The 21,768-nt window shown below is 28.7% G+C and carries 25 protein-coding genes; 24 read left to right on the top strand and 1 reads right to left on the bottom strand.

Going from position 1 to position 21,768, the window contains the following annotated elements; translation table 11 throughout:
- Nucleotides 1–108 precede the first annotated feature (108 nt).
- From trxA to LPB03_RS09890, 24 genes are all read left to right on the top strand, one after another.
- A complete protein-coding gene (gene trxA, locus LPB03_RS10005) occupies nucleotides 109–468 on the top strand; it encodes a thioredoxin (RefSeq protein ID WP_065319479.1) in 360 nt (119 codons plus the stop codon).
- 232 nt (nucleotides 469–700) lie between these two features.
- The gene (locus tag LPB03_RS10000) at nucleotides 701–1,039 is read left to right on the top strand and encodes a PadR family transcriptional regulator (RefSeq protein ID WP_065319478.1); all 339 of its coding nucleotides are present in this window, start codon (nucleotides 701–703) and stop codon (nucleotides 1,037–1,039) included.
- A gap of 1 nt (nucleotide 1,040) precedes the next feature.
- Nucleotides 1,041–1,694: a hypothetical protein gene (locus LPB03_RS09995; protein WP_065319477.1), complete on the top strand. Its 654-nt coding sequence runs from the start codon at nucleotides 1,041–1,043 to the stop codon at nucleotides 1,692–1,694.
- Between the two features lie 3 nt (nucleotides 1,695–1,697).
- A complete protein-coding gene (locus LPB03_RS16755; RefSeq protein ID WP_065319476.1) occupies nucleotides 1,698–2,372 on the top strand; it encodes a hypothetical protein in 675 nt (224 codons plus the stop codon).
- Nucleotides 2,372–3,079, top strand: a complete 708-nt coding sequence (locus LPB03_RS09985; protein ID WP_065319475.1) for a hypothetical protein — start codon at nucleotides 2,372–2,374, stop codon at nucleotides 3,077–3,079. Before LPB03_RS16755 ends, LPB03_RS09985 begins: the two co-directional genes overlap by 1 nt.
- Before the next feature lie 48 nt (nucleotides 3,080–3,127).
- Nucleotides 3,128–4,594, top strand: a complete 1,467-nt coding sequence (locus tag LPB03_RS09980; RefSeq protein ID WP_065319474.1) for a DUF5687 family protein — start codon at nucleotides 3,128–3,130, stop codon at nucleotides 4,592–4,594.
- 7 nt (nucleotides 4,595–4,601) lie between these two features.
- Nucleotides 4,602–5,297: an ABC transporter ATP-binding protein gene (locus LPB03_RS09975; protein WP_065319473.1), complete on the top strand. Its 696-nt coding sequence runs from the start codon at nucleotides 4,602–4,604 to the stop codon at nucleotides 5,295–5,297.
- Between the two features lie 121 nt (nucleotides 5,298–5,418).
- A complete protein-coding gene (gene porW, locus LPB03_RS09970; protein WP_065319472.1) occupies nucleotides 5,419–7,647 on the top strand; it encodes a type IX secretion system periplasmic lipoprotein PorW/SprE in 2,229 nt (742 codons plus the stop codon).
- Nucleotides 7,648–8,082, top strand: a complete 435-nt coding sequence (locus tag LPB03_RS09965; protein WP_065319471.1) for a bactofilin family protein — start codon at nucleotides 7,648–7,650, stop codon at nucleotides 8,080–8,082.
- The gene (locus tag LPB03_RS09960) at nucleotides 8,036–8,263 is read left to right on the top strand and encodes an AtpZ/AtpI family protein (protein ID WP_065319470.1); all 228 of its coding nucleotides are present in this window, start codon (nucleotides 8,036–8,038) and stop codon (nucleotides 8,261–8,263) included. Before LPB03_RS09965 ends, LPB03_RS09960 begins: the two co-directional genes overlap by 47 nt.
- Nucleotides 8,256–8,645, top strand: a complete 390-nt coding sequence (locus tag LPB03_RS16855; RefSeq protein WP_065319469.1) for a DUF6168 family protein — start codon at nucleotides 8,256–8,258, stop codon at nucleotides 8,643–8,645. The genes LPB03_RS09960 and LPB03_RS16855 overlap by 8 nt, the downstream gene beginning before the upstream one ends.
- A gap of 67 nt (nucleotides 8,646–8,712) precedes the next feature.
- Complete coding sequence (atpB, locus tag LPB03_RS09950) at nucleotides 8,713–9,846, top strand: F0F1 ATP synthase subunit A (RefSeq protein ID WP_065319468.1); 1,134 nt, start codon at nucleotides 8,713–8,715, stop codon at nucleotides 9,844–9,846.
- A gap of 124 nt (nucleotides 9,847–9,970) precedes the next feature.
- The gene (atpE, locus tag LPB03_RS09945) at nucleotides 9,971–10,159 is read left to right on the top strand and encodes an ATP synthase F0 subunit C (protein ID WP_065319467.1); all 189 of its coding nucleotides are present in this window, start codon (nucleotides 9,971–9,973) and stop codon (nucleotides 10,157–10,159) included.
- 144 nt (nucleotides 10,160–10,303) lie between these two features.
- Nucleotides 10,304–10,804 carry a F0F1 ATP synthase subunit B gene (locus LPB03_RS09940; protein ID WP_065319466.1) on the top strand — a complete coding sequence of 167 codons (501 nt, stop codon included), beginning with the start codon at nucleotides 10,304–10,306 and terminating at the stop codon, nucleotides 10,802–10,804.
- A 4-nt stretch (nucleotides 10,805–10,808) separates the two neighbouring features.
- Nucleotides 10,809–11,366 (top strand): ATP synthase F1 subunit delta, encoded by a 558-nt coding sequence (atpH, locus tag LPB03_RS09935; RefSeq protein WP_065319465.1) that lies wholly within the window; start codon nucleotides 10,809–10,811, stop codon nucleotides 11,364–11,366.
- A gap of 82 nt (nucleotides 11,367–11,448) precedes the next feature.
- Nucleotides 11,449–13,026 carry a F0F1 ATP synthase subunit alpha gene (atpA, locus tag LPB03_RS09930; protein ID WP_065319464.1) on the top strand — a complete coding sequence of 526 codons (1,578 nt, stop codon included), beginning with the start codon at nucleotides 11,449–11,451 and terminating at the stop codon, nucleotides 13,024–13,026.
- A gap of 71 nt (nucleotides 13,027–13,097) precedes the next feature.
- Nucleotides 13,098–13,961, top strand: coding sequence for an ATP synthase F1 subunit gamma (atpG, locus tag LPB03_RS09925; RefSeq protein ID WP_065319463.1), 864 nt, complete (start codon nucleotides 13,098–13,100; stop codon nucleotides 13,959–13,961).
- Nucleotides 13,962–14,079: 118 nt separating this feature from the next.
- On the top strand, nucleotides 14,080–14,562 hold the full coding sequence (locus LPB03_RS09920) for a hypothetical protein (RefSeq protein ID WP_065319462.1): 483 nt from the start codon (nucleotides 14,080–14,082) through the stop codon (nucleotides 14,560–14,562).
- A gap of 93 nt (nucleotides 14,563–14,655) precedes the next feature.
- Nucleotides 14,656–15,588, top strand: a complete 933-nt coding sequence (locus LPB03_RS09915; protein WP_065319461.1) for a hypothetical protein — start codon at nucleotides 14,656–14,658, stop codon at nucleotides 15,586–15,588.
- Between the two features lie 196 nt (nucleotides 15,589–15,784).
- Entirely contained in the window at nucleotides 15,785–16,540 is a 756-nt protein-coding gene (locus LPB03_RS09910) for an SDR family NAD(P)-dependent oxidoreductase (protein ID WP_065319460.1), read from the top strand.
- A gap of 1 nt (nucleotide 16,541) precedes the next feature.
- Nucleotides 16,542–17,684 (top strand): ATP-binding protein, encoded by a 1,143-nt coding sequence (locus tag LPB03_RS09905; RefSeq protein WP_065319459.1) that lies wholly within the window; start codon nucleotides 16,542–16,544, stop codon nucleotides 17,682–17,684.
- A gap of 89 nt (nucleotides 17,685–17,773) precedes the next feature.
- Entirely contained in the window at nucleotides 17,774–18,316 is a 543-nt protein-coding gene (locus LPB03_RS09900; protein ID WP_065319458.1) for an RNA polymerase sigma factor, read from the top strand.
- Nucleotides 18,306–18,830, top strand: a complete 525-nt coding sequence (locus tag LPB03_RS09895; RefSeq protein ID WP_065319457.1) for a hypothetical protein — start codon at nucleotides 18,306–18,308, stop codon at nucleotides 18,828–18,830. Before LPB03_RS09900 ends, LPB03_RS09895 begins: the two co-directional genes overlap by 11 nt.
- Nucleotides 18,811–19,971, top strand: a complete 1,161-nt coding sequence (locus LPB03_RS09890) for a hypothetical protein (protein ID WP_065319456.1) — start codon at nucleotides 18,811–18,813, stop codon at nucleotides 19,969–19,971. Before LPB03_RS09895 ends, LPB03_RS09890 begins: the two co-directional genes overlap by 20 nt.
- Before the next feature lie 87 nt (nucleotides 19,972–20,058).
- On the opposite strand, the gene amaB is transcribed toward LPB03_RS09890, so the two are convergent.
- Nucleotides 20,059–21,600, bottom strand: a complete 1,542-nt coding sequence (gene amaB, locus LPB03_RS09885) for an L-piperidine-6-carboxylate dehydrogenase (protein WP_065320102.1) — start codon at nucleotides 21,598–21,600, stop codon at nucleotides 20,059–20,061.
- Nucleotides 21,601–21,768 lie beyond the last annotated feature (168 nt).

Below are 21,768 nucleotides of genomic sequence, written 5' to 3'. Positions count from 1 at the left end.
TATATAATCAGACGTTTATAATTTTTAACAATATATATTTGGTTTTACTGCTTTCTTGTAAGATATTGAGATTAATTTCGACTAAAATTATACTTAAATTAAGAAACAATGACAGAGAATTTAACAAAAGAAACATTTTTAGAAAAAGTATTCAACTTTGAAAAAAATAAAGACTGGAAATTTGAAGGAAACAAACCTGCATTAATAGATTTTTATGCAGATTGGTGTGGCCCATGTAAAGCATTAGCACCAGTTTTAGAAGTACTTTCTGAAGAATATAAAGACAAAATAGATATTTATAAGATTGATACTGAAGCAGAACAAGAATTAGCTGCAGCATTTGGAATTAGAAGTATTCCATCTATGTTATTTTGCCCAGCAGAAGGCGAACCACAAATGGCAAATGGAGCTTTACCAAAAGCCGAATTAGAACGTATTATTGCTGATGTTTTAAAAGTGACAAAATAGCCGATCCTAACCTTCCAAAAGGGAAGGAACTCTAACTCTTATCAAATAATACAATTCCGAAAATTTAATTTTTCGGAATTTTTTTTGTCTTAAATTTATACATAATATTCTTATACATAAGAAAATTATGTATATTTGATTTTAATATATGTTGATAAAATTTTAAAGATGCCTTTTTAAGCATCATAACTTTCGAAATTTATCTAACGCTAGGAATAATAAAGGTACAAAAATGGGAACACAAAAATTATACAAAGGCTCTTTACAAACCATCATTTTAAAATTATTAGAAAGTAATGATAAAATGTATGGATATGAAATTACTCAAAAAGTAAAAGAGCTCACAAAAGGCGAACTAAACATTACAGAAGGCGCTTTGTACCCAGCTTTGCACAAGTTAGAAGCTGATGGTTTACTAGATGTTGAGGTTGCAAAAGTGGGCAACAGGTTGCGTAAATATTACAAACTTACAGAAAGTGGGAGCAAAGAAACTGTAAATAAATTAGCAGAAATGCAAGAGTTTTTAAAAACGATGCAACATTTGGTAAATCCTAAATTTAGCTTGGAATAAGATGGAATTAACTACACAACAAATACAGAAAATAGAGCATTATTTAACTAAAAATAGAGTTGATTTTGTTGATATCCGTTTGGAGGTTTTAGACCATATTGTATCTGACATAGAGGTTTTAATTAAAAAAGAAAATATAGAATTTGATACTGCATTTTATAAAGTTACAGATAAATGGAATCTTCAATTAAAACAAACGTCTAGTTTTTATTTTGGAATTATGTATTCTGAATCTAAAATTGTTGTTAAAAAAGCAGTAGAAGTTTTTAAACCTTATTTCTTATTATATTTTTCAGCATACTTTTTACCCTTTATTTTATTAGAATTATTTCCTGTTCAATTAAGTAATAGTTTAGCAAGTTTTACAAATGGTTTTTTAATTATTACTTTATCTCTTGCTATAATTTATATGTTATTTATTATTGAAAAAACTAGTCAATCTAAAATAAATACAACGTATCGTTTTATTTTAAAAACGCAATTTTTAGGAATAATTTTGCTTGTTTTAGGACTACTTACAGAAATATATAAGACTTCTACAGAAATAAATCCAGTATATACAGGTTTTATGTGCGCAGGTTTTTCTGTAGTTTTTATCTGTAATCAATTTTACAAAAAACACAAAGAAGCAATAAAAAAATATAATATTTCATAAGTTATGGAATTAACAAAAGAACAAATTAAATTTATAGACCATCGTTTAGATAATGAAGGCATAAAATATTGGGACATCAGAATAGAAATGTTAGATCATGTAGTTTTAGATGTTGAAAGCATTTTAAAGCCAGAAAATTCAGCATATGAATTTAAAGAAATTGTACAACAATCATTTGAAAAATTAGGTTGGAAAGAGAATTTTAATGGTGGAGGTTTTGATACAGTATATCTTGAAAAATTAAAATATTTCAACAATAAAACTCAAAACGAAATTAGAAAAGTATTTATAGAAGAGGTTAAAAAAACACAAACAATAATTTATACATTGTTGTTTTTTAGCTATTTATTCATTGTGAGAAATAATTCAGTTATCGTAAATTACACTTCTATTTTAATGATTATTGTAGTTGCAATTTTTTTTATTGGTTTTCTTTTAAATCTTAAGAGGTTAAAGTCAGCTAAATTTAATGCTTTACTACTTTTTACCTCATTACCTCTAGGTATTTTTAATATTTTTATGTTTACTCCAAAAACATTTTTTGGTTATGAAAAGTTAGCAAGTTCTTATACAGCGTTAATTTTGAGTTTTACTTTACCGTTTTTAGTAATTATAATAAAGCTTTTATATCAAGAAATTAAATCAGCACAAAAAACTTACAATAACTTAATTGAGTAATGAAACTAACAAACCTCCAAATAGATAATCTCTACAAATTTACGCGTCAACATTATGTATATCATTATGATGTGCAAACTGAATTGGTAGATCATTTAGCAAACGATATCGAAGAAATTTGGAAAGAAAATCCAAAAATTACTTTTGAAAACGCAAGAGACAAATCCTTCAAAAAATTTGGCATTTTTGGTTTTATGGATGTTATTGAAGCCAAACAAAAGCAAATGAATAAACGTTATTGGAAAATTTTGTTGCGTTTTGCAAAAGAATGGTTTACGTTGCCAAAAATTATAACAACTTCCTTAATTTTTCTGGGTTTCTTTTTTCTGCTTCAAATAAAATATTCAGAATATATTTTTTTAGGAACACTTTTAATTTTGATCATTTTTGAAATGATTGCCATTTATAAAATAAGAAAAGAGCACAAAAAGAAGGAACAAGAAAATGAAAAAATTTTCTTGTTAGAAGCCATGATTGGTACTACAAAAAATGGTTTTACAGGCATAACTATGGTTAATCTATTTAATTTTATCAACCTAACAAGTTTTAATTTTTCGGGATTAGAAACTTACTGGCTTGTTATAATTTCTTTCGTGATCACTTTATTATGCATTTTCTTTTACGTTTCTAATTATGTAATTCCAGAAAAAGCAGAAGAATTATTGCAAGAAACCTACCCAGAATATAAAATGGTAAAAAGTTTGTAACAAAAACAATTAACCAACTACTTATAATCAAACTAATTAACTAAACCTATGATTTCACATTTTTTAAACCTAGAATGGAAACAATATTTTAGATCTGCAAATTGGCAGAAAAGTATTTTTCTAAATATTCTTCTCATATTTTTTGCGCTTTGGTTTATTGTTTCTTTTTTAATACTGGGTATTTCAGGATATTATGGACTTAAAGAAATGTTCCCAGATCAAGATCCATTAGTAGTTGTAAATTCATTTTTAATGTATGCCATTGTTGGTGATTTAATCTTCAGATATTTAATGCAGAAATTGCCTGTCATGAATATTAAACCTTTGCTAACATTACCAATTAAAAAGAATAAAATTGTTCATTTTATTTTAGTAAAATCATCGTTCTCATTTTTTAATATTATGAGTTTGTTTTTTTACATTCCTTTTGCAGTTGTTTTAATAGTGCAAGACTATAATGTAGTAGGAGTTTTAGGTTGGTTATTTACTATGATTTTATTGATACAATCTGCCAACTTTTTAAACTTTTTAATCAACAAAAATAATGTTGTTTTAGGAGTTTTGGTAGCGTTGCTTTTAGGTGGTTATTTAGTGCAATATTTCGATATTTTTAACTTACCTGCATTTATCGGTTATGGTTTTGATTTTGTGTATCAATACCCAATTACTGTAATTCTTTTCGTAATAATTTTGGTTCTTTTATATGTTACAAATTATAAACAACTGCGAAATGAAGTGTATTTAGATGCTCTAATATCAGAAAAAACAAAAGAAGTAAACGCATCAGATTTATCATTTACAGAAAAACTAGGAGATTTAGCGCCATTTATTAAAAATGATTTACGTTTAATGTGGAGAAATAAGCGAACAAAATCTGGTATTTGGATGTTGGCTCTTGGCTTGGGCTATGGTTTAATTTTTTACACAAACCCAATGTATGCAGAAATGCAAGTAATGTATGTTTTAGTGGGAATTTTCTCAACAGGAACATTCTTAATTAATTTTGGGCAATTTATTCCTGCTTGGGACAGTAGTTATTATAAAATGTTAATGAGTCAGAATTTTAAATACGAACGTTATTTAAAATCAAAATTTACAATTATGACAATTAGTGTGGTTGCCCTTTTCCTTTTAGGAATTCCTTATGTATATTTTGGATGGAAAATTTTATTAGTCCATTTTGCAGCCATGATTTATAATATTGGTGTAAATACACATGTAATTTTATATGGGGGAACTTTTAACAGAAAAAAGATAAATTTAGATGAAAAAGCAGCCTTTAACTTTCAAGGAACAGGAGCAGTTCAGTGGCTTATAGGTTTGCCTTTAATGATTTTACCAATGATAATTTTCGGGCTTATTAATTGGTTAGTAAGTTTTGAAATAGCAGCCTTAACATTGGCAATTTTAGGCTTTATAGGTATTGCATTGCATAAAAAGTTAATGGCAGCCATCACCAAAAAATACATTACAAACAAGTATGTAATGATTCACGCATTTAATCAAGAAAACTAAACACATAATGATACAAACTACGCAACTTTCAAAAAAATACGGAAAAGCAGAAGTATTACATATAGAATCTTTAGAAATACCAACAGGACAAAGTTTTGGTTTGGTTGGTAATAATGGAGCAGGAAAAACTACTTATTTTAATATTTTGTTAGATTTGATAAGACCAACTACTGGCGCTATTGTAAATCACGATATTCAGGTAAACGAAAGCGAAGCATGGAAATCTTTTACAGGTTCTTTTATTGATGAATCTTTTTTAATTGGTTATTTAACTCCAGAAGAATATTTCGAATTTATTGGCGATTTAAGAGGAATGAACAAAGCCGATGTAAAAACCTTTCTAAGCAAGTTTGATGAGTTTTTTAACGGAGAAATTACAGGTAAAAAGAAGTTTTTAAGAGATTTAAGCAAAGGAAATCAGAAAAAATCAGGCATTGTTGCTGCAATGATGGGAAACCCACAAGTGGTAATTTTAGATGAACCTTTTGCAAATCTAGACCCAACAACGCAAATTCGATTAAAAACAATTATCAAAGAATTAACTGAAAATAGAGAAGTTACTGTCCTAATTTCTAGTCACGATTTAACACACGTAACCGAAGTTTGCGAGCGAATTGTAGTTTTAGACAAAGGAAATGTGGTAAAAGACATAGCAACATCAACTGAAACTTTAAAAGAACTAGAGAGTTATTTTTCGGTATAAGCACGCTATTCTTAATTTATTACTATTTTTACACTCTTATTTATACTATTTTCGTTAGAAATTAGTTGTAAATAAGAGTTTTTAGTTTTAAAAAACATTTTTTTAATTTAGATTTATCTGTGTGAAAAACACTCAAAAAATAGTTGTCATTTTTATACTTTTTGTAGCTATATATTCTTGTAGCACCAAAAAGGATACAGTCATTAACAGAAATTATCACGCCTTAACTACAAAATATAACGTTTTATTTAATGGTGAAAAAGCCTTTAACGAAGGTATTGATGGTATTAAAGAAGGTTATAAAGACGATTATTTCGATATTTTACCAATTGAACCTGTAGAGTTTGAGGAAGATAAAATTGTAATGCCCAAATTTAATAATGGTCCAGGAGCAGGTTTTGGTGGAAATAACAAAAATAATAATAATGCAAATAAAGCATTAACTCCGTTTGAAAAATCCGAAGAAAAAGCTGTTAAAGCTATTCAACTTCATAAAATGAATATTGATGGAATTGAGAGAAATAGCCAAATGGACGAAGCCTATTTATTGCTTGGTAAAAATCGCTATTACTCACAACGTTTTATCCCTGCAATAGAAGCTTTTAATTATGTAATTCTTAATTATCCTAATGCTAGTTTAATTTCAGAAACTAAAATTTGGAGAGCAAAAACGAATGTAAGATTAGATAATGAAGAGTTTGCCATAGAATCTTTAAAACTACTTTTACAAGTAAATGATACTGTAGAAAAAAATTTGCCAGCCGAAATTAAAGAAAAAGGACACACAGCTTTAGCAATGGCTTACACAAAAACAGATAGTCTTCAAAAAGTTAAAAAACACTTACATTTAGCGACAAGAACTTTAAATGATGAATATCAAGCAGCAAGAAATTTATTTATTTTAGGTCAACTGTATGCATCTGAAGATAAAAAAGATTCTGCCAATGTAGTTTTTAGAAGATTGGCAAACTTTAAAAAAGCTCCTTATAAATACAAAATTCATGCACGTATAGAAATTGCTAAAAACAGTAAAAAAGATTCTACTATTGTTTCTTTAATTGCTGATATGAATAAACTGATTAAAGACAGAGATAACAGACCTTTTTTAGATGAATTGAATTATCAAGTTGGGTTTTTACATGAAAAAAACGATAGTTTAAAACAAGCAATTGCCTATTACAATAGTTCGTTAAGAGCTAAAAATGCTGGTGATAAACAGAAAACATATACGTACGAAAAATTAGGAAACATCTACTTTAAACAAGATGCTTATCAAAAAGCAAGTTCGTATTATGATAGTGTTTTACAAGTTACAAATGATACGTTAGATATCAGAATTAGACGCATCAAAAGAAAACATAAAAACTTAGCTTCTTTAATTAAGTTTGAAGATATTGTTACTGAAAACGATAGTATTATAAAAATTGCATCCTTATCAAAAGAAGAGCAAACACAATTTTTTGAAAACTATATAGAAAAAATTAAAAAGGCAGATGAAGATGCTGCACAATTAAGGTTAAATCAAATGGCGTTTGGTAACCTTAATAATGGTTTAAATTCTGCTGATCAAGGAAAATGGTATTTTTACAACAACCAATCTTTAAGTTTTGGTAAAACCGAATTCCAAAAAATTTGGGGCGCAAGAAAATTAGAAGATAATTGGAGATGGGCAGAAAAAGCAACCATTGGTGGAGCAGCAAAAGATTCTGCGCAAGTTTCTAAAATAAATTTAAAATACGATTTGAATACCTATTTAAGCGCAATTCCTACAGAACAAGTTGTCATAGATAGTTTAGTAACAAGCAGAAATCAAGCTTTATATGAATTAGGGTTGATTTATAAAGAGCAATTTAAAAATCAAAATTTAGCAAAACAAAGGTTGGAAAGAGTTGCTTCTTTACATCCAAATAAAGAGTTAATCTTACCCATAAACTGGCATTTATATCAAATTTATAATAATTTGGGTGATGCTCAAAATACCGAAAAACATAAAAATGTTATTCTAACAAAATATCCAGAAACAAAATTTGCACAGATAATTTTAAATCCAGAAATACAATTCGAAGAAGAGCAAATTGAAGAAACTGAAGTAGAAAAAACCTACAAAGAAATTTATTATTTATATAAAGAAGATAAATTTCAAGAGGTTATTACAAAAATTGATGAAGTTTTACCAACCATTCCAAAGGCAGATTTAAAACCAAAATTCGAGCTTTTAAAAGCATTTGCTATTGGTAAGTTTCAAGATAAAGAAGCCTATAAAACTGCTTTAGAGTATGTAGCAGTAAGTTATGGTAATACAGAAGAAGGTAAAAAAGCAAAAGCAATTGTAACACAATTGACCAAATAAATGTCAGAAAAGCAGAAAGAAGAAACTTCTAAAAACAAGAAGCCAAGAAAAATGGAAAGAAATGTAATTGCAAAAAACACAACCATAAAAGGAGAAATAATTTCTGATGGAGATTACAGAATTGATGGTGTTTTAGAAGGAGATTTAAAAACAAAAGGAAGAGTTATTATTGGTTCTGGAGGCGTTGTAGACGGAACTGTAGAAGCTTCAAATACAGATATTGAAGGTACGTTTTCTGGAAAATTAATTGTAGAAAAAATTTTAACAGTAAAAGCAATAGCAAAAATTTCTGGAGAAGTTGTAGTTGGTAAATTATCTATAGAGCCAGGAGCAGCTTTTAATGCTTCTTGCACTATGAAAGCTATTGTAAAAGAAGTACATAAAGAAGATGGAAAAAAATCAAAAAAAGAAGGAGACAAAAAAGCCTTTAAATAAAGCCATTCAACTTTCTGGGGCTGGCTTGCAAATGGGACTAACAATTTATCTTGGTTTTTTGTTAGGAGAATGGTTAGATGTTAAATTTGAAACTACTTATTTAGAGCAAACAGTTACACTTGTCGCGATTTTTATATCAATTTATTTACTAATAAGACAAGCGAAAAAAATTAATGATTAAGAGCATTTTTCTTTATTTTGTAACATTCTCTTCACTTTTTTTGTTGAGTTTTTTTTTGCATCAATATTATCTTGATGTAAATGAGTTTGTATTGCCTTTTTCTTTACAAAAAGTATATCTGTTTCATGCTGGTTTTTCCTTGTTAATTTGTGTTAATTTTAGGCTGTTAGCAAATGTTGATAAAGTATTCCCTCAGCTTGGTTTTATCTACTTAGGATGTTTGTTTTTTAAAATTATACTTTTTTGCGTAGTCTTTTATGAGTCACTCTTTAACGATACTATTTTAACAAAAATCGCCAAAATTTCGTTGATTTTACCCATGTTTATTTTTTTATTAACAGAGGCTGTTTTCATCGCCAAAATTTTAAATAAAAAAGATTAATAAAAAAGGCTTGTGTTTTTGAATAATTACATACCTTTGCGCCGAATTTAGAAAGCGTATTTTAACAATGGAGATTGCACAAAAATCAATCAAATTTCTTACAATAGCGATAATAGCACTTTTTTCTGCTACAATTTTTGCTTCGGAAATAGATAAAGAAACAGGTCATCAAAATGATGATGGTCGAGTTAATACTGGTGAAGAGGTAAAAGCTTACATTCAGCATCACCTTAAGGATTCTCACGATTTTTCGTTTTTTTCTTATACTTCAGATGAGGGTGAAAGAAAACACTTTGGTTTTCCATTACCAGTTATTTTATGGACAAGCGAAGGTTTGGTGACTTTTATGTCATCAGAATTTCATCATAATGATGATGGCCATGTAATTGTTGATAAAAAAGGATTAAAGTTTGCTAAAATTCATTCTAAAATTTACGAATTAGAAAACGGAGCAACTTCTGTTTCTTTTGATGAAACACATCATGCAACAAATGCAGCTAAAGTTTTAGATTTCTCAATCACTAAAAGTGTTGTAGGTATTTTATTTGCTGGTTTTTTAATGCTTTTAGCTTTTTCTAAATTAGCAAAACAATACAAAACTAGACAAATACCAAAAGGATTTAGTAGAGTTTTAGAGCCTTTGGTGATTTATGTTAGAGACGAAATAGCAAAACCAAATATTGGAGAGAAAAAATATAAAAAGTTTATGGGCTTTTTATTAACTGTATTTTTCTTTATCTGGATTTTGAATTTATTAGGCTTAACTCCATTAGGGTTTAACGTAACTGGGCAAATTGCAGTAACTGTAGGTTTAGCGTTGTTTACAATGGTAATTTATATGTTTAATGGTAGCAAAGATTTCTGGGCACATACATTATGGATGCCAGGAGTTCCATATGTATTAAGACCAATATTAGCAGTAATAGAATTAGCAGGTTTTATTTTAATTAAACCATTTTCATTATTGGTGCGTTTATTTGCAAACATCACAGCAGGTCACTTTGTTGTAATGAGTTTAATTGCATTAATGGTAACAATGAAAGAGGCTTTTGGGCCAGTAGCCTCTACAGGGATGTCTTTAGTGTTGGCATTATTTATAATGGTTATTGAAATTTTAGTAGCATTTTTACAAGCATTTATTTTTACGATGTTATCATCGTTATTTATTGGAATGGCTGTAGAAGAGCATGAGCATCATTAATAAAATGTTAGATTTGTAATAATCTAGGTCGTTTTATTAATTCTGATGAAAATCGGAATCTCTTAAAAGGAGAACATAAAAGAGAATTAGTATTTGTTTAATTATTATATAAAAATCAGTTAGTATGTACAATTTAATTGGAGCAGGATTAATCGTAATCGGAGGTGGTATTGGATTAGGTCAAATTGGTGGTAAAGCAATGGAAGGTATTGCTCGTCAACCAGAAGCATCTGGAAAAATTCAAACAGCGATGATCATCATTGGTGCCTTATTAGAAGGATTAGCATTTGGTGCATTAATCTTAGGGAAATAATTCCTTAAAAAAGTAAAAAACACATTTTATAACGGTTGGTTATAGAATGTGTTTTATTTCTCTTTTTAAGAGAACAAAATTATCCAGAAAAACTGAAAGGTGTTTTTCTAATTAAACAAAATAAATAAATAATTAGTTTATAGAATGGAAACTTTATTAAACGATTTTTCACCAGGTTTGTTTTTTATGCAAATTGTTATCTTAATAATTTTATTATTTTTGATGGCAAAATTTGCTTGGAAACCAATTTTAAAGTCTTTAGATGAAAGAGAATCTGGTATCGAAGATGCTTTAGCAGCTGCAGAAAATGCACGTAAAGAAATGCAAAATTTACAAGCAGACAATGCAAAGTTAATAAAAGAAGCTAGAGCAGAAAGAGAAGCAATGATGAAAGAAGCTAGAGAAATCAGCGATAAAATGATTGCGACTGCTAAAGAAGAGGCAAAAGAAGTAACAAGCACTTTGATTGAAAAAGCTCAAGCTTCTATTCAACAAGAAAAGCAATCTGCATTAGCAGAATTAAAGAAGAATGTTGCAGAATTATCAATTAGTATTGCAGAATCTGTAATTAAAAAAGAATTATCTAATAAGGAAGATCAATTAGCTTTAGTTGAAGGAATCTTAAAAGAAGTTACTTTAAAATAATTTTATGAAAGACGCAAGAGCAGCATTACGTTACGCTAAAGCAATTTTAAATCTTGCAAAAGATTCTAAAGATGAATCTGCTGTTAATTTAGATATGCAGTTAATTGCTTCAACAATTGCAGAAAATAAAGAATTAGCAGTTGCTTTACAAAGTCCTATAATTAAATCTGGTGATAAGATGAATGTCTTAAAAGCCATGTTTGCAACCAAAGTAAATAATATTACTTTAGGATTATTTAATTTATTGCAAGAAAATAAAAGAATCCCAATGTTAGGGTCTATTGCAAAACAATATACGCTAATCTATGATTTTTATAAACATATACAAGTAGCTAAAGTTACAACTGCTGTGCCTATTTCACCAGAAATTGAAGCGCAAGTTTTAGCTAAAATTTTAGCTTTAACAGGCGAAAAAGCTAATTTAGAAAATGAAGTAAATCCTGCAATTTTAGGAGGTTTTATTTTACGTGTTGGAGATGTGCAGTATGATGCAAGTATTTCTAACCATTTAAACGAATTAAAAAAGGAATTTGACAATAGTCATTATATTTCAAAACTATAAGTAAAGTTTAAAAGTTTTATATAAAAAGTAATCGACTTAAAAAGATTTAACTTTTTATATTTAATATCTAATATCAAAATAAATGGCAAGTATTAAACCAGCTGAAGTATCAGCAATTTTAAAAGAACAACTAACTAATTTTGAAGCTCAGGCTTCATTGAGTGAAGTAGGAACTGTGCTACAAGTGGGTGATGGTATTGCTCGTGTTTACGGTTTATCTAACGTACAATATGGTGAGTTAGTAGAATTCGAAAACGGGTTAGAAGGTATTGTTTTAAACTTGGAAGAAGATAATGCAGGTGTTGTATTATTAGGTGCTTCTACTTCTGTAAGAGAAGGTTCTACTGTAAAAAGAACAGAACGTATTGCTTCTTTAAGAGCAGGTGAAGGTATTGTTGGTAGAGTTGTAGATACTTTAGGAAGTCCTATAGATGGAAAAGGTCCTATTGAAGGAACTACGTATGAAATGCCATTAGAAAGAAGAGCACCAGGAGTTATCTTTAGAGAGCCAGTTACAGAACCATTACAAACTGGTATTAAAGCTATTGATGCTATGATTCCTGTTGGTAGAGGTCAGCGTGAGTTGATTATTGGAGACAGACAAACTGGTAAATCTACAGTTGCTTTAGATACTATTTTAAATCAGAAAGAATTTTACGATGCTGGTAATCCAGTATATTGTATATACGTAGCTATTGGTCAAAAAGCTTCTACAGTTGCAGCAATTGCAAACATGTTAGAAGATAAAGGAGCTTTAGCTTATACTACTATTGTAGCAGCAAACGCATCAGATCCTGCAGCAATGCAAGTATATGCACCATTTGCTGGAGCTGCAATTGGAGAATTTTTTAGAGATACAGGTAGACCAGCTTTAATTGTTTTTGATGATTTATCAAAACAAGCAGTTGCATACCGTGAAATTTCTTTATTATTAAGAAGACCTCCAGGACGTGAGGCATATCCAGGAGATGTATTTTATTTACACTCAAGATTATTAGAAAGAGCTGCAAAAGTTATTAATGATGACAAAATTGCTAGTGAAATGAACGATTTACCAGATTCTTTAAAAGGAATTGTAAAAGGTGGAGGTTCTTTAACTGCATTGCCAATTATTGAAACACAAGCAGGAGATGTATCCGCATATATTCCAACAAACGTAATTTCGATTACTGATGGACAAATTTTCTTAGATGGAGATTTATTTAACTCAGGAGTAAGACCAGCAATTAACGTAGGTATTTCTGTATCTAGAGTTGGTGGTAATGCACAGATTAAATCAATGAAAAAAGTATCTGGTACTTTAAAATTAGATCAAGCTCAATATCGTGAATTAGAAGCGTTTGCAAAGTTTGGTTCTGATTTAGATGCAGCTACAATGAATGTAATTTCTAAAGGACAAAGAAACGTTGAAATCTTAAAGCAAGCACAAAACGATCCTTTTACAGTAGAAGATCAAATTGCAATTATATATGCAGGTTCTAAAAACTTGTTAAAAGATGTACCTGTAAATCAAGTTAGAAAATTTGAGAAAGATTACATCGATTATTTAAACGCAAAGCATAGAGATGCCTTAGATATTTTAAAATCTGGTAAATTAACAGACGATGTTACAGCTACATTAACAGCTGCAGCTGCAGAAATTTCTAAGCATTTTAATTAGAAGTTAGGTTTTAGATTGTAGGTTTTAAACCTATAGCTAATAACTAATTACTAACAACTAATTACTTAAATATGGCAAATTTAAAAGAAATACGTAACAGAATTACCTCAATTAAATCTACAATGCAGATTACTTCTGCAATGAAGATGGTTTCTGCTGCAAAATTGAAAAAGGCACAAGATGCAATTGTTGCAATGCGTCCTTATTCATCTAAATTAACAGAACTATTACAGAATTTAAGTGCAACTTTAGATAGCGATTCTGGTGGAGATTATTCTGTACAAAGAGAAGTAAATAAAGTATTGTTAGTTGTTGTAACTTCTAATAGAGGTTTGTGTGGTGGTTTTAACTCATCAATAACTAAAACTGTTACAAGAACAATTGCAGAGAAATATGCTGATAAACAAGTAGATTTATTCGCAATTGGTAAAAAAGGAGGCGATGTTTTATCTAAAACTCGTAAAGTTGTAGAAAACAGAAATGATATTTACGACGATTTAAATTTTGATAATGTTGCAGAAATAGCTGAGCATTTAATGGATTTATATGTTTCTGGAAGCTATGATAAAATTGAATTGGTGTACAATCAATTTAAAAATGCTGCAACTCAATTGCCACAAGTAGAACAGTTTTTGCCAATAAAACCTATTGAAGGTGGAGATGTAAATGCAAACTCTGATTATATTTTTGAGCCAACTAAAGAAGAAATTGTTTTAGCATTAATTCCAAAGTCATTAAAAACACAATTGTACAAAGCAATTAGAGATAGTTTTGCTTCTGAACATGGTGCAAGAATGACTGCAATGCACAAAGCAACTGATAATGCTAAAGATTTACGTGACGATTTATTGTTAACGTATAACAAAGCAAGACAAGCTGCAATTACGAATGAAATACTTGAGATTGTAGGTGGTGCTGAAGCATTGAAAAATTAAGAATTTTAAATATTTTTCAGAAAATATTTTATACTATAGGAAAGAGCTTATCAATTTTTGATAAGCTCTTTTTTTATATCTTGGCATAAGATTTGAAACTGATTTAGAAATTATCAATATGAAAACAGGGAAATTTTTTGCAGTTTTATTAATTATACTAGTTTTTTATAATTGTGCAACTACTCAGTTCGAACAAAATCCACCATTTACAATTACGTCTGCAGTGTATAATAATTGGTATGTAGAATCAACAGCTAATAAGGGAAAAATTGTAAACATTGGATATGATTCTAAATATGTGGTAAAATTCGATAGTATTTATTTTTCCAAAAGAGCAGAAAAACTTACAATGAGTAAAGTAAAAGATAAGAAAATGATTTCTGCTATTTTTTCATCAACAGAAAAACCAGCTATAATTTTGCATGAAAATAGCACAAAAGAAATACATAATCCACTTCCAGAACTTAAAAAAATGCCTTTTGAGTTGAAGAAAAATGAGGCGATTATCAGCTATAAAATAAAAGATAAAACAAAATACTTTAAAATAAAATCTATTAAAAAAGGGAAAACAATTTTTTATGATTCTATTCCCAAACAATAGAAAATCAATTAGTTAGTCCATTCTTTTTAGAGTGGATTTTTTTATGGCACACAATTTGATTATTTATAAGCGTAACCATTAAAATGAACGCTTATGAAAGCCTTAAAACTACTTTTCACGATTATAATTACAGGAACAATCTTAAGTTCTTGTACAACAATTACCAATGATGGTTTTGTGGAATATCAACCAACATTAGAAGAAGTTGTTTCTGGATACGATTTATGGTATGTAGATTATCATAGAACAACTGGAACAGGAGATATTCCTTATGTTTCTAGAGCATTTACGTTAAGTTTTATCAATGGTATTTTATATGCCAATAATAATATAGTTGATATTGGAAGAACTGGAAATGGTTTAGGAATTGATGTTGGAACGTATAATTCTTTTAACGGTTTGTTAGAAACAAATCATGATTTAGATGGTTTTAACGATTTTGAAGTAACAATTTTAGCGAATAACGAAATAGAAATCTACAATTATAATCAAAATGTAAGCTATTATTTAATTGGTTACAATGTTAATAATTTCGATTACGATCAGTTATTTTACGAAAACATAGAATACTTTTTACAAGAGTATGTGGCTTGGGAAAAAGTTGATGCAAGAGGAGGAACTCCAAACGCATTTGACGATGAAAATTATTTAGAATTTACACCAGATAATTTAACAACTTTTAGGAGTTCTCAAGATAACTTTGGCACACAAATTGCAAATATAAATTGGGATTATGTAGGAGGATATGAAGTATTTGATGTGACAGGTTTTGAAGACCTAAAAATTTTAGCATTAAATTATGATAATGGAGATATAGAAGAATTTGAATTGAGCGTTATTAATGATGGAAAGGTTAGTTTATATCATTACAATTCAGAGACAACATACGATTTTTCTGGAAGAGGATTTATACAATACTTAAAAAGTGAAAAAAACGTTAAAAGTGCCAAAGAAGTTGTAAGGAATAACAACAGAAAACGTACTAAAGTAGAAAGAAAAACAAAGGTTAGAAGAAATTTAAAATAAAGTTTGGTTAGTTGATTTTTGGTTGGTTATTTCTCAATAACCAATTGAAAGAGGAACCACCCTGAGGAGGGTGGTTTTTTCTTGTTTAAAACTTTTTTTGAATACGTAATAAGTCATTCTAATATTTAATTGTTTTTATGATATTTTCAAGGTAAATTGGTGCAGAATATCAACATTAATAGTAGCATATATTTTTATGATAAAAACAGCATTTATAACAGGCGCAACTTCAGGAATAGGAAAAGCAACAGCAGAACTTTTTGCAAAAAATAATATTCGGTTAATTCTTTGTGGTAGAAGAACAGAAAGACTAGAAAAATTAAAGCAAGAACTTAGTAAGCTTACAGAGGTAACTACTTTACAGTTTGATGTTTCTAAAAGAGAAGAAGTATTATCAACAATAAAATCGCTTCCAGAAAATTTTAAACAGATTGATATTTTAATCAATAATGCTGGGAATGCACATGGATTATCAACCATACAAGATGGAGATATGGATGATTGGGATGCTATGTTAGATATTAACGTAAAAGGATTGTTATATGTGTCAAAAGCAATTATTCCTCAAATGACTGCTAGAAATAGTGGCTTTATTGTGAATATTGGCTCTATTGCTGCAAAAGAAGTATATCCTAATGGAAATGTTTATTGTGCTTCAAAACACGCTGTAAACGCTTTAAATAAAGCTATGAGAATCGATTTGAACAAACATAATATTCGTGTTTCAGCAATACATCCTGGAGCTGTGGAAACTGAGTTTTCTGATATTCGTTTTAAAGGTGATACAGAAAAAGCAAAAACGGTTTACGCAGGCTATAAAGCTTTGCAAGCAGAAGATATTGCAGATATTATCCATTTTGTGGTTACAAGACCTTATCATGTAAATATCGAAGATTTAGTGGTGTATCCAACAGCACAAGCAACACCAACAATTTTAAATAGAGATTCTTAGGATGATCAACAAACGCTTACTTATCAAAAATCTACTATCTCATAATGATGAGAATAGTTTTTATGATAAAAAGCAAAAATTATCCTTAGATTCTAAGGATGGAAAAGCCAAGTTTTTAAAACATATTTGTGCGCTTTCAAATTCAAATCCCGCCAATAATTCTTATATAGTTATTGGTATTGAAGACGTAGAAAATAAAATAATTGGAGTTGATTTTTTTGATGACAGCAAAATTCAAAACTTAGTAAATGCATATTTAAATAATCCTCCAAAAATTGAATATGAAAACGTGCCTTTTCCAAGTTTACCACGTCATAAAGTGATTGGTTTGGTTACTATTCATCCTAACAATCTAATTACATCTCTTTTAAAAAATGCTTGGAAATATAAACGAAAAACCATTTTTTACAGAAGAGGAAGCAACTCTATGCCTTTTTTAGGAGAAGGTTTCGAATTGAGAAATACTAATAAAGAAATTGTTGAATCTATTGAGAAAAATGCTAGAAATAATATTGAACTCACTCTAAATGGTGTGTTTGATTTTATAAATAATCACAAACCAGAATACAACCCTCAATACAAAGTTTTTAATGAACAATTTGTATTGTGTTGGGCAGGTGAAAAGAAAATAATACAACATCAAGAATTTTTTTCTAGAGTAGATATTGAGTTAATTAACGAACAAGTTCGATTATTTTTTTCTGCTTTAGACGAAGTTCAAATTAGTTATAATAAACATTCTTTTATAATTACAGAATATATTTTACTGGGTATTGAAAAAGAAGAAACGCATTATCCATTAGAAAAAACCATCATCAACTTTAAGAATAATGGGAAACATCATATTGTAAAAGAGTTCTTGTTTCAGCCACCTAAATATAATGCTACTATCATTAATCATATATACACAAATTGTAACAAAATAGTTTCTAAAATTACTAGTGATACTCCACTTTCAGTTAGTGAACATGAAGATGTTTTTAGATTGCCTACCAACTATTTATTGTGTTATTTAAATGGGTTTTTAGAGGCTTCAGAGTTGCTTAAAAAAGCAAAAAACTATATTAAAAATTTGCAGGATAAAACTACCTACGTAAATTACAAAGAGGTTATGAGAGTAATTCGAAAAGTAAAATATAATTAAGATTTTTTACACTTTTAATTAAAAGATTAGTCTTTTTTGAAACCTTTTAAATTCAGTTTCGTTTTTAAGAATAGAAGCAACCCACAAGAATGTCTAAAGAAATTAACTTTTTAGTTATCGAAAGTAAAAATGGCAACCAAAAGGCACAAATAAAATTGTACGATTTGCATTGCAATGCCATGTTTGCTATTTCTTGTAGATATTTAAAAAATAATGAAGAAGCTAAAGATGTAATGCAAGATGGTTTTTTAAAAGCATTTTTAAATTTAAAGAACTATGTTGATGGTACCAATTTTAGTAGTTGGTTAAAAATGATCATCATTAATACCTGTATTGATGCTTTAAAAAAGAAAAAATTAGAAACGATTTCTTTAGAGAAATATCCGTTAGAAATTTCTAATGATGATGCTTGGAATTTCGATTCAAAAATTAGCAAACAACAAATTATTGAAGCAATTGAAAAACTAGATTTAAAATATCAATTGGTTATAAAATTGTATTTGATGGAAGGTTATGATCATCAAGAAATAGCTGCTATTTTAAAAATACCAGTAAAAACATCGAGAACCCATTTAAGAAGAGGAAAATTAGCTTTGAGAAACCTTTTAAAAGTAGAAAAATATGGAACGTGATATAAGAGATTTATTTTCTAAAGATGATGTTGATAAAATGAAAATTCCAAAAAATCATCGTGAAGATTTTGTCAAGAAGTTAGAGGAAAATCAACCTAAAAAAGAACGCAGAAAGAGTTATAAACTCTTAAAAATTGTTGCGTCATTTTTACTGATAATTACGTGTGTTTTTGTTTATAAAAACACAGTAGCTTCACCTCAAAAATCGGCAATTGAAATACAGATGCAAGCTATTGAAAAAGACTATTTAAGCTCTATAGATAAAGAATGGAATAGTTTTAAGGAAATTGCAAAAGACACGTTTTTGATAAAAAAATATGAAGAAAAATTAAAAGAATCAAAAGCAGATTATCAAAAAATTACAAAACAATTAACAGCGTTTCCAAACAATATAAATGTGTTACAATCTTTAATCGATAATTTGCAGAGACGTTTGCAGTTAATCAAAGATATTAAAGAACATATTAATGAGTTGAATCAAAAAAACATCAGTAATGAAACCATATATATATAGTATTTTATTTCTATTTTCAGTTACTATTTCTTTTTCACAAACTAAAGAAATTATATTAAAAAAGAGTTTTAAGGTTGATGAAAACACCATTTTAAATTTAGATTTGGACAATGCAGATGTTCATATTATAGCTTCAGCAGATGGTAAAATTCATTTTAATTATGAAATTACTTTTTACAATTATTCAAAAAGAAAAATAAATAATCTTTTGGATGAATCTGTAATAAAGACTTCTAAAAAGAATAATCAAATATTTTTAGAAGCTAAAAACTCAAGATATTTAAATATTGATTTAATGTATAGACCTAATGTTGATTATAAAAATTTCGAAAACCCAATTAATAAAGTTTATAAAGATTATCTTAAGAATTACTTTAAAACTTTGAGAGATATAGAAAAATTACATATCACAAAGGATTCTTTAATAGAAGAGATTGATTTTAGTTTAGGTAGTGATTTTAATAGTTATATTAAAAGAAATATTGATAATTATCCATTAAGCAAACCTTTAAAAACCGATAAAAAAATACAAAAAAAGTTTGTAATTGCTGTTCCAACAAATGTTCGGTTAAGAATAAATGCTATTGAATCTGATATTAAATGTGATTTTGATATAACAACAGAATTTAGAATGGATAGCTTTAAAGGTAATTTTAAATTTAGAAGAATAATTGGGAAAAACAACAAAATAACTTCCTCAAATGGTATTTTAGAGACGGATGGAATAAGAAATACAAAAATTGACCTAAGAGATATGTCAAAAGTAAATATTGGTTCTATTTCTAAATCTAATATAAAATTAGAATCTTCTAGAGTTCAAATTGGAGAAGTAGGAGAAAATGTTGAAATAAATGATTTTAGCAGTAAACTTTATCTTTATAATTTCAACGAAAACTTCACAAAATTTAATTTAACAGGAGATTATTCTGAACTAAATTTCTATAAAGTAGTGGAAAATAATTTCTCTATGGATATTTTTGGTCATAATACTGTTTTAAATATGAATAATACAAAAACTTCTTTTGGCGTAAATAAAGAAAAAGAACTTATAAAAATACTTCAAAAGAAAAGAAAAGAAAATGAGCCTTTTTTAGGGAATATAGAAGTTGTTCTTAAAAACGGAATTTTAAATATTAAATAGATTAAGCTAAAATTAATTTATTATTTACAAATAAAAACCCAACTTAGAAAGTTGGGTTTTTTGCTATTTAAAAATATTTAAAATTTCTTAAAGGTCAAACTTAATTCCTTGTGCTAAAGGTAATTCGTCTGAATAATTAATGGTGTTTGTTTGTCTTCTCATATATACTTTCCAAGCATCAGAACCAGATTCACGTCCACCACCAGTTTCTTTTTCGCCACCAAAAGCACCACCAATTTCTGCACCAGAAGTTCCGATATTTACATTGGCAATTCCACAATCTGAACCAGCATAAGACAAGAATTTTTCTGCTTCTTTCAATTCATTTGTCATAATTGCAGATGATAAACCTTGTGCAACACCATTTTGTTTTGCGATGGCATTTTCTACTTCTCCAGCATATTTCATCAAATATAAAATAGGTGCAAAAGTTTCATGTTGTACAATTTCAAAATGATTTTCAGCTTCAATAATTGCAGGTTTTACGTAGCAACCAGATTCATATCCTTTTCCTTCTAAAACTCCACCTTCAACCAAAACATTTCCACCTTCAGCTTTCGCTTTTTCAATAGCAGCTAAATAGGTATTTACAGAATCATGGTCAATTAATGGGCCAACATGATTATTTTCATCTAAAGGATTCCCAATTTTTATTTGTTTGTAAGCACCCACAATTGCGTCTCTTACTTTATCATAAACAGATTCGTGAATAATTAATCTTCTGGTGGATGTGCATCTTTGTCCACAAGTACCAACAGCACCAAATACAGCTCCAGGAACTACAACTTTTAAATCTGCAGTTGGTGTAATAATAATGGCATTATTTCCACCTAATTCTAATAAAGATTTTCCAAAACGTTCAGCAACTTTTGCGCCTACAATTCTACCCATTCTTGTAGAACCTGTTGCAGAAACTAAGGGGATTCTGGTGTCTTTTGTCATCATTTCACCAACTTTATAATCACCATTAATAATTGATGAAATTCCTTCTGGTAAATTATTTTCTTTTAAAATTGCTGCTATAATATTTTGGCAAGCAATTGTGCATAAAGGTGCTTTTTCAGAGCCTTTCCACACACAAACATCACCACAAATCCAAGCTAAAGCTGTGTTCCAAGCCCAAACAGCCACAGGAAAATTAAAGGCAGAAATAATACCAACAACACCAATTGGGTGCCATTGTTCTCTCATTACATGACCTGGTCTTTCAGAAGGAATCGTTTGTCCATTTAACTGGCGAGATAAACCCACAGCAAAATCGCAGATATCAATCATTTCTTGTACTTCCCCATAACCTTCTTGTAAAGATTTTCCCATTTCATAAGAAACCAATTTTCCTAAAGGTTCTTTTAAATCTCTTAATTTATTACCAAATTGGCGTACAATTTCGCCTCTTTGTGGAGCAGGTTTATCTCTCCAAACAGTAAAAGCGTTGGTAGCTTTTTCCATTACTTTATCGTAATCTTCTTTGCTTGTAGTTTTTACTTTTCCTATTAGTTTTCCATCCACAGGAGAAAAACTCTCAATAATTTCTCCGTTAGAAAAATTATCTTGTCCTGTAGAAGTTCCGTTATTTATATCTTTAATTCCTAAATCTTTTAGCGCTTTTGCTATTCCGAAATTATCCATTTTGTAAATCGTTTTTTTGTTGCTTAAAATAAAAAATGTACCTGTTAAGGTTTCCATTAAAATGTCTTTCCCTTAAAAAGGAAATCTAAAAATATAGGTTTTTAGAAAAATTTTTTTCTCAAAAAAAATCTTTATTTTAGAGCTTCGAATTTACGAATAATTTAAGAC

Origin of the sequence: Polaribacter vadi (assembly GCF_001761365.1) — a bacterium.
Taxonomy (GTDB): domain Bacteria; phylum Bacteroidota; class Bacteroidia; order Flavobacteriales; family Flavobacteriaceae; genus Polaribacter; species Polaribacter vadi.
Note: the sequence above shows the minus strand (reverse complement) of the source record. Positions and strands in the feature narration are given on the sequence as shown.

What these genes read in the sequence shown, in the direction of transcription:
- trxA (WP_065319479.1), top strand. Translation starts at nt 109, where the DNA reads ATGACAGAGAATTTAACAAAAGAAACATTTTTAGAAAAAGTATTCAAC.
- LPB03_RS10000 (WP_065319478.1), top strand. Translation starts at nt 701, where the DNA reads ATGGGAACACAAAAATTATACAAAGGCTCTTTACAAACCATCATTTTA.
- LPB03_RS09995 (WP_065319477.1), top strand. Translation starts at nt 1,041, where the DNA reads ATGGAATTAACTACACAACAAATACAGAAAATAGAGCATTATTTAACT.
- LPB03_RS16755 (WP_065319476.1), top strand. Translation starts at nt 1,698, where the DNA reads ATGGAATTAACAAAAGAACAAATTAAATTTATAGACCATCGTTTAGAT.
- LPB03_RS09985 (WP_065319475.1), top strand. Translation starts at nt 2,372, where the DNA reads ATGAAACTAACAAACCTCCAAATAGATAATCTCTACAAATTTACGCGT.
- LPB03_RS09980 (WP_065319474.1), top strand. Translation starts at nt 3,128, where the DNA reads ATGATTTCACATTTTTTAAACCTAGAATGGAAACAATATTTTAGATCT.
- LPB03_RS09975 (WP_065319473.1), top strand. Translation starts at nt 4,602, where the DNA reads ATGATACAAACTACGCAACTTTCAAAAAAATACGGAAAAGCAGAAGTA.
- LPB03_RS09965 (WP_065319471.1), top strand. Translation starts at nt 7,648, where the DNA reads ATGTCAGAAAAGCAGAAAGAAGAAACTTCTAAAAACAAGAAGCCAAGA.
- LPB03_RS09960 (WP_065319470.1), top strand. Translation starts at nt 8,036, where the DNA reads ATGGAAAAAAATCAAAAAAAGAAGGAGACAAAAAAGCCTTTAAATAAA.
- LPB03_RS16855 (WP_065319469.1), top strand. Translation starts at nt 8,256, where the DNA reads ATGATTAAGAGCATTTTTCTTTATTTTGTAACATTCTCTTCACTTTTT.
- atpB (WP_065319468.1), top strand. Translation starts at nt 8,713, where the DNA reads ATGGAGATTGCACAAAAATCAATCAAATTTCTTACAATAGCGATAATA.
- atpE (WP_065319467.1), top strand. Translation starts at nt 9,971, where the DNA reads ATGTACAATTTAATTGGAGCAGGATTAATCGTAATCGGAGGTGGTATT.
- LPB03_RS09940 (WP_065319466.1), top strand. Translation starts at nt 10,304, where the DNA reads ATGGAAACTTTATTAAACGATTTTTCACCAGGTTTGTTTTTTATGCAA.
- atpH (WP_065319465.1), top strand. Translation starts at nt 10,809, where the DNA reads ATGAAAGACGCAAGAGCAGCATTACGTTACGCTAAAGCAATTTTAAAT.
- atpA (WP_065319464.1), top strand. Translation starts at nt 11,449, where the DNA reads ATGGCAAGTATTAAACCAGCTGAAGTATCAGCAATTTTAAAAGAACAA.
- atpG (WP_065319463.1), top strand. Translation starts at nt 13,098, where the DNA reads ATGGCAAATTTAAAAGAAATACGTAACAGAATTACCTCAATTAAATCT.
- LPB03_RS09920 (WP_065319462.1), top strand. Translation starts at nt 14,080, where the DNA reads ATGAAAACAGGGAAATTTTTTGCAGTTTTATTAATTATACTAGTTTTT.
- LPB03_RS09915 (WP_065319461.1), top strand. Translation starts at nt 14,656, where the DNA reads ATGAAAGCCTTAAAACTACTTTTCACGATTATAATTACAGGAACAATC.
- LPB03_RS09910 (WP_065319460.1), top strand. Translation starts at nt 15,785, where the DNA reads ATGATAAAAACAGCATTTATAACAGGCGCAACTTCAGGAATAGGAAAA.
- LPB03_RS09905 (WP_065319459.1), top strand. Translation starts at nt 16,542, where the DNA reads ATGATCAACAAACGCTTACTTATCAAAAATCTACTATCTCATAATGAT.
- LPB03_RS09900 (WP_065319458.1), top strand. Translation starts at nt 17,774, where the DNA reads ATGTCTAAAGAAATTAACTTTTTAGTTATCGAAAGTAAAAATGGCAAC.
- LPB03_RS09895 (WP_065319457.1), top strand. Translation starts at nt 18,306, where the DNA reads ATGGAACGTGATATAAGAGATTTATTTTCTAAAGATGATGTTGATAAA.
- LPB03_RS09890 (WP_065319456.1), top strand. Translation starts at nt 18,811, where the DNA reads ATGAAACCATATATATATAGTATTTTATTTCTATTTTCAGTTACTATT.
- amaB (WP_065320102.1), bottom strand. Translation starts at nt 21,600, where the DNA reads ATGGATAATTTCGGAATAGCAAAAGCGCTAAAAGATTTAGGAATTAAA.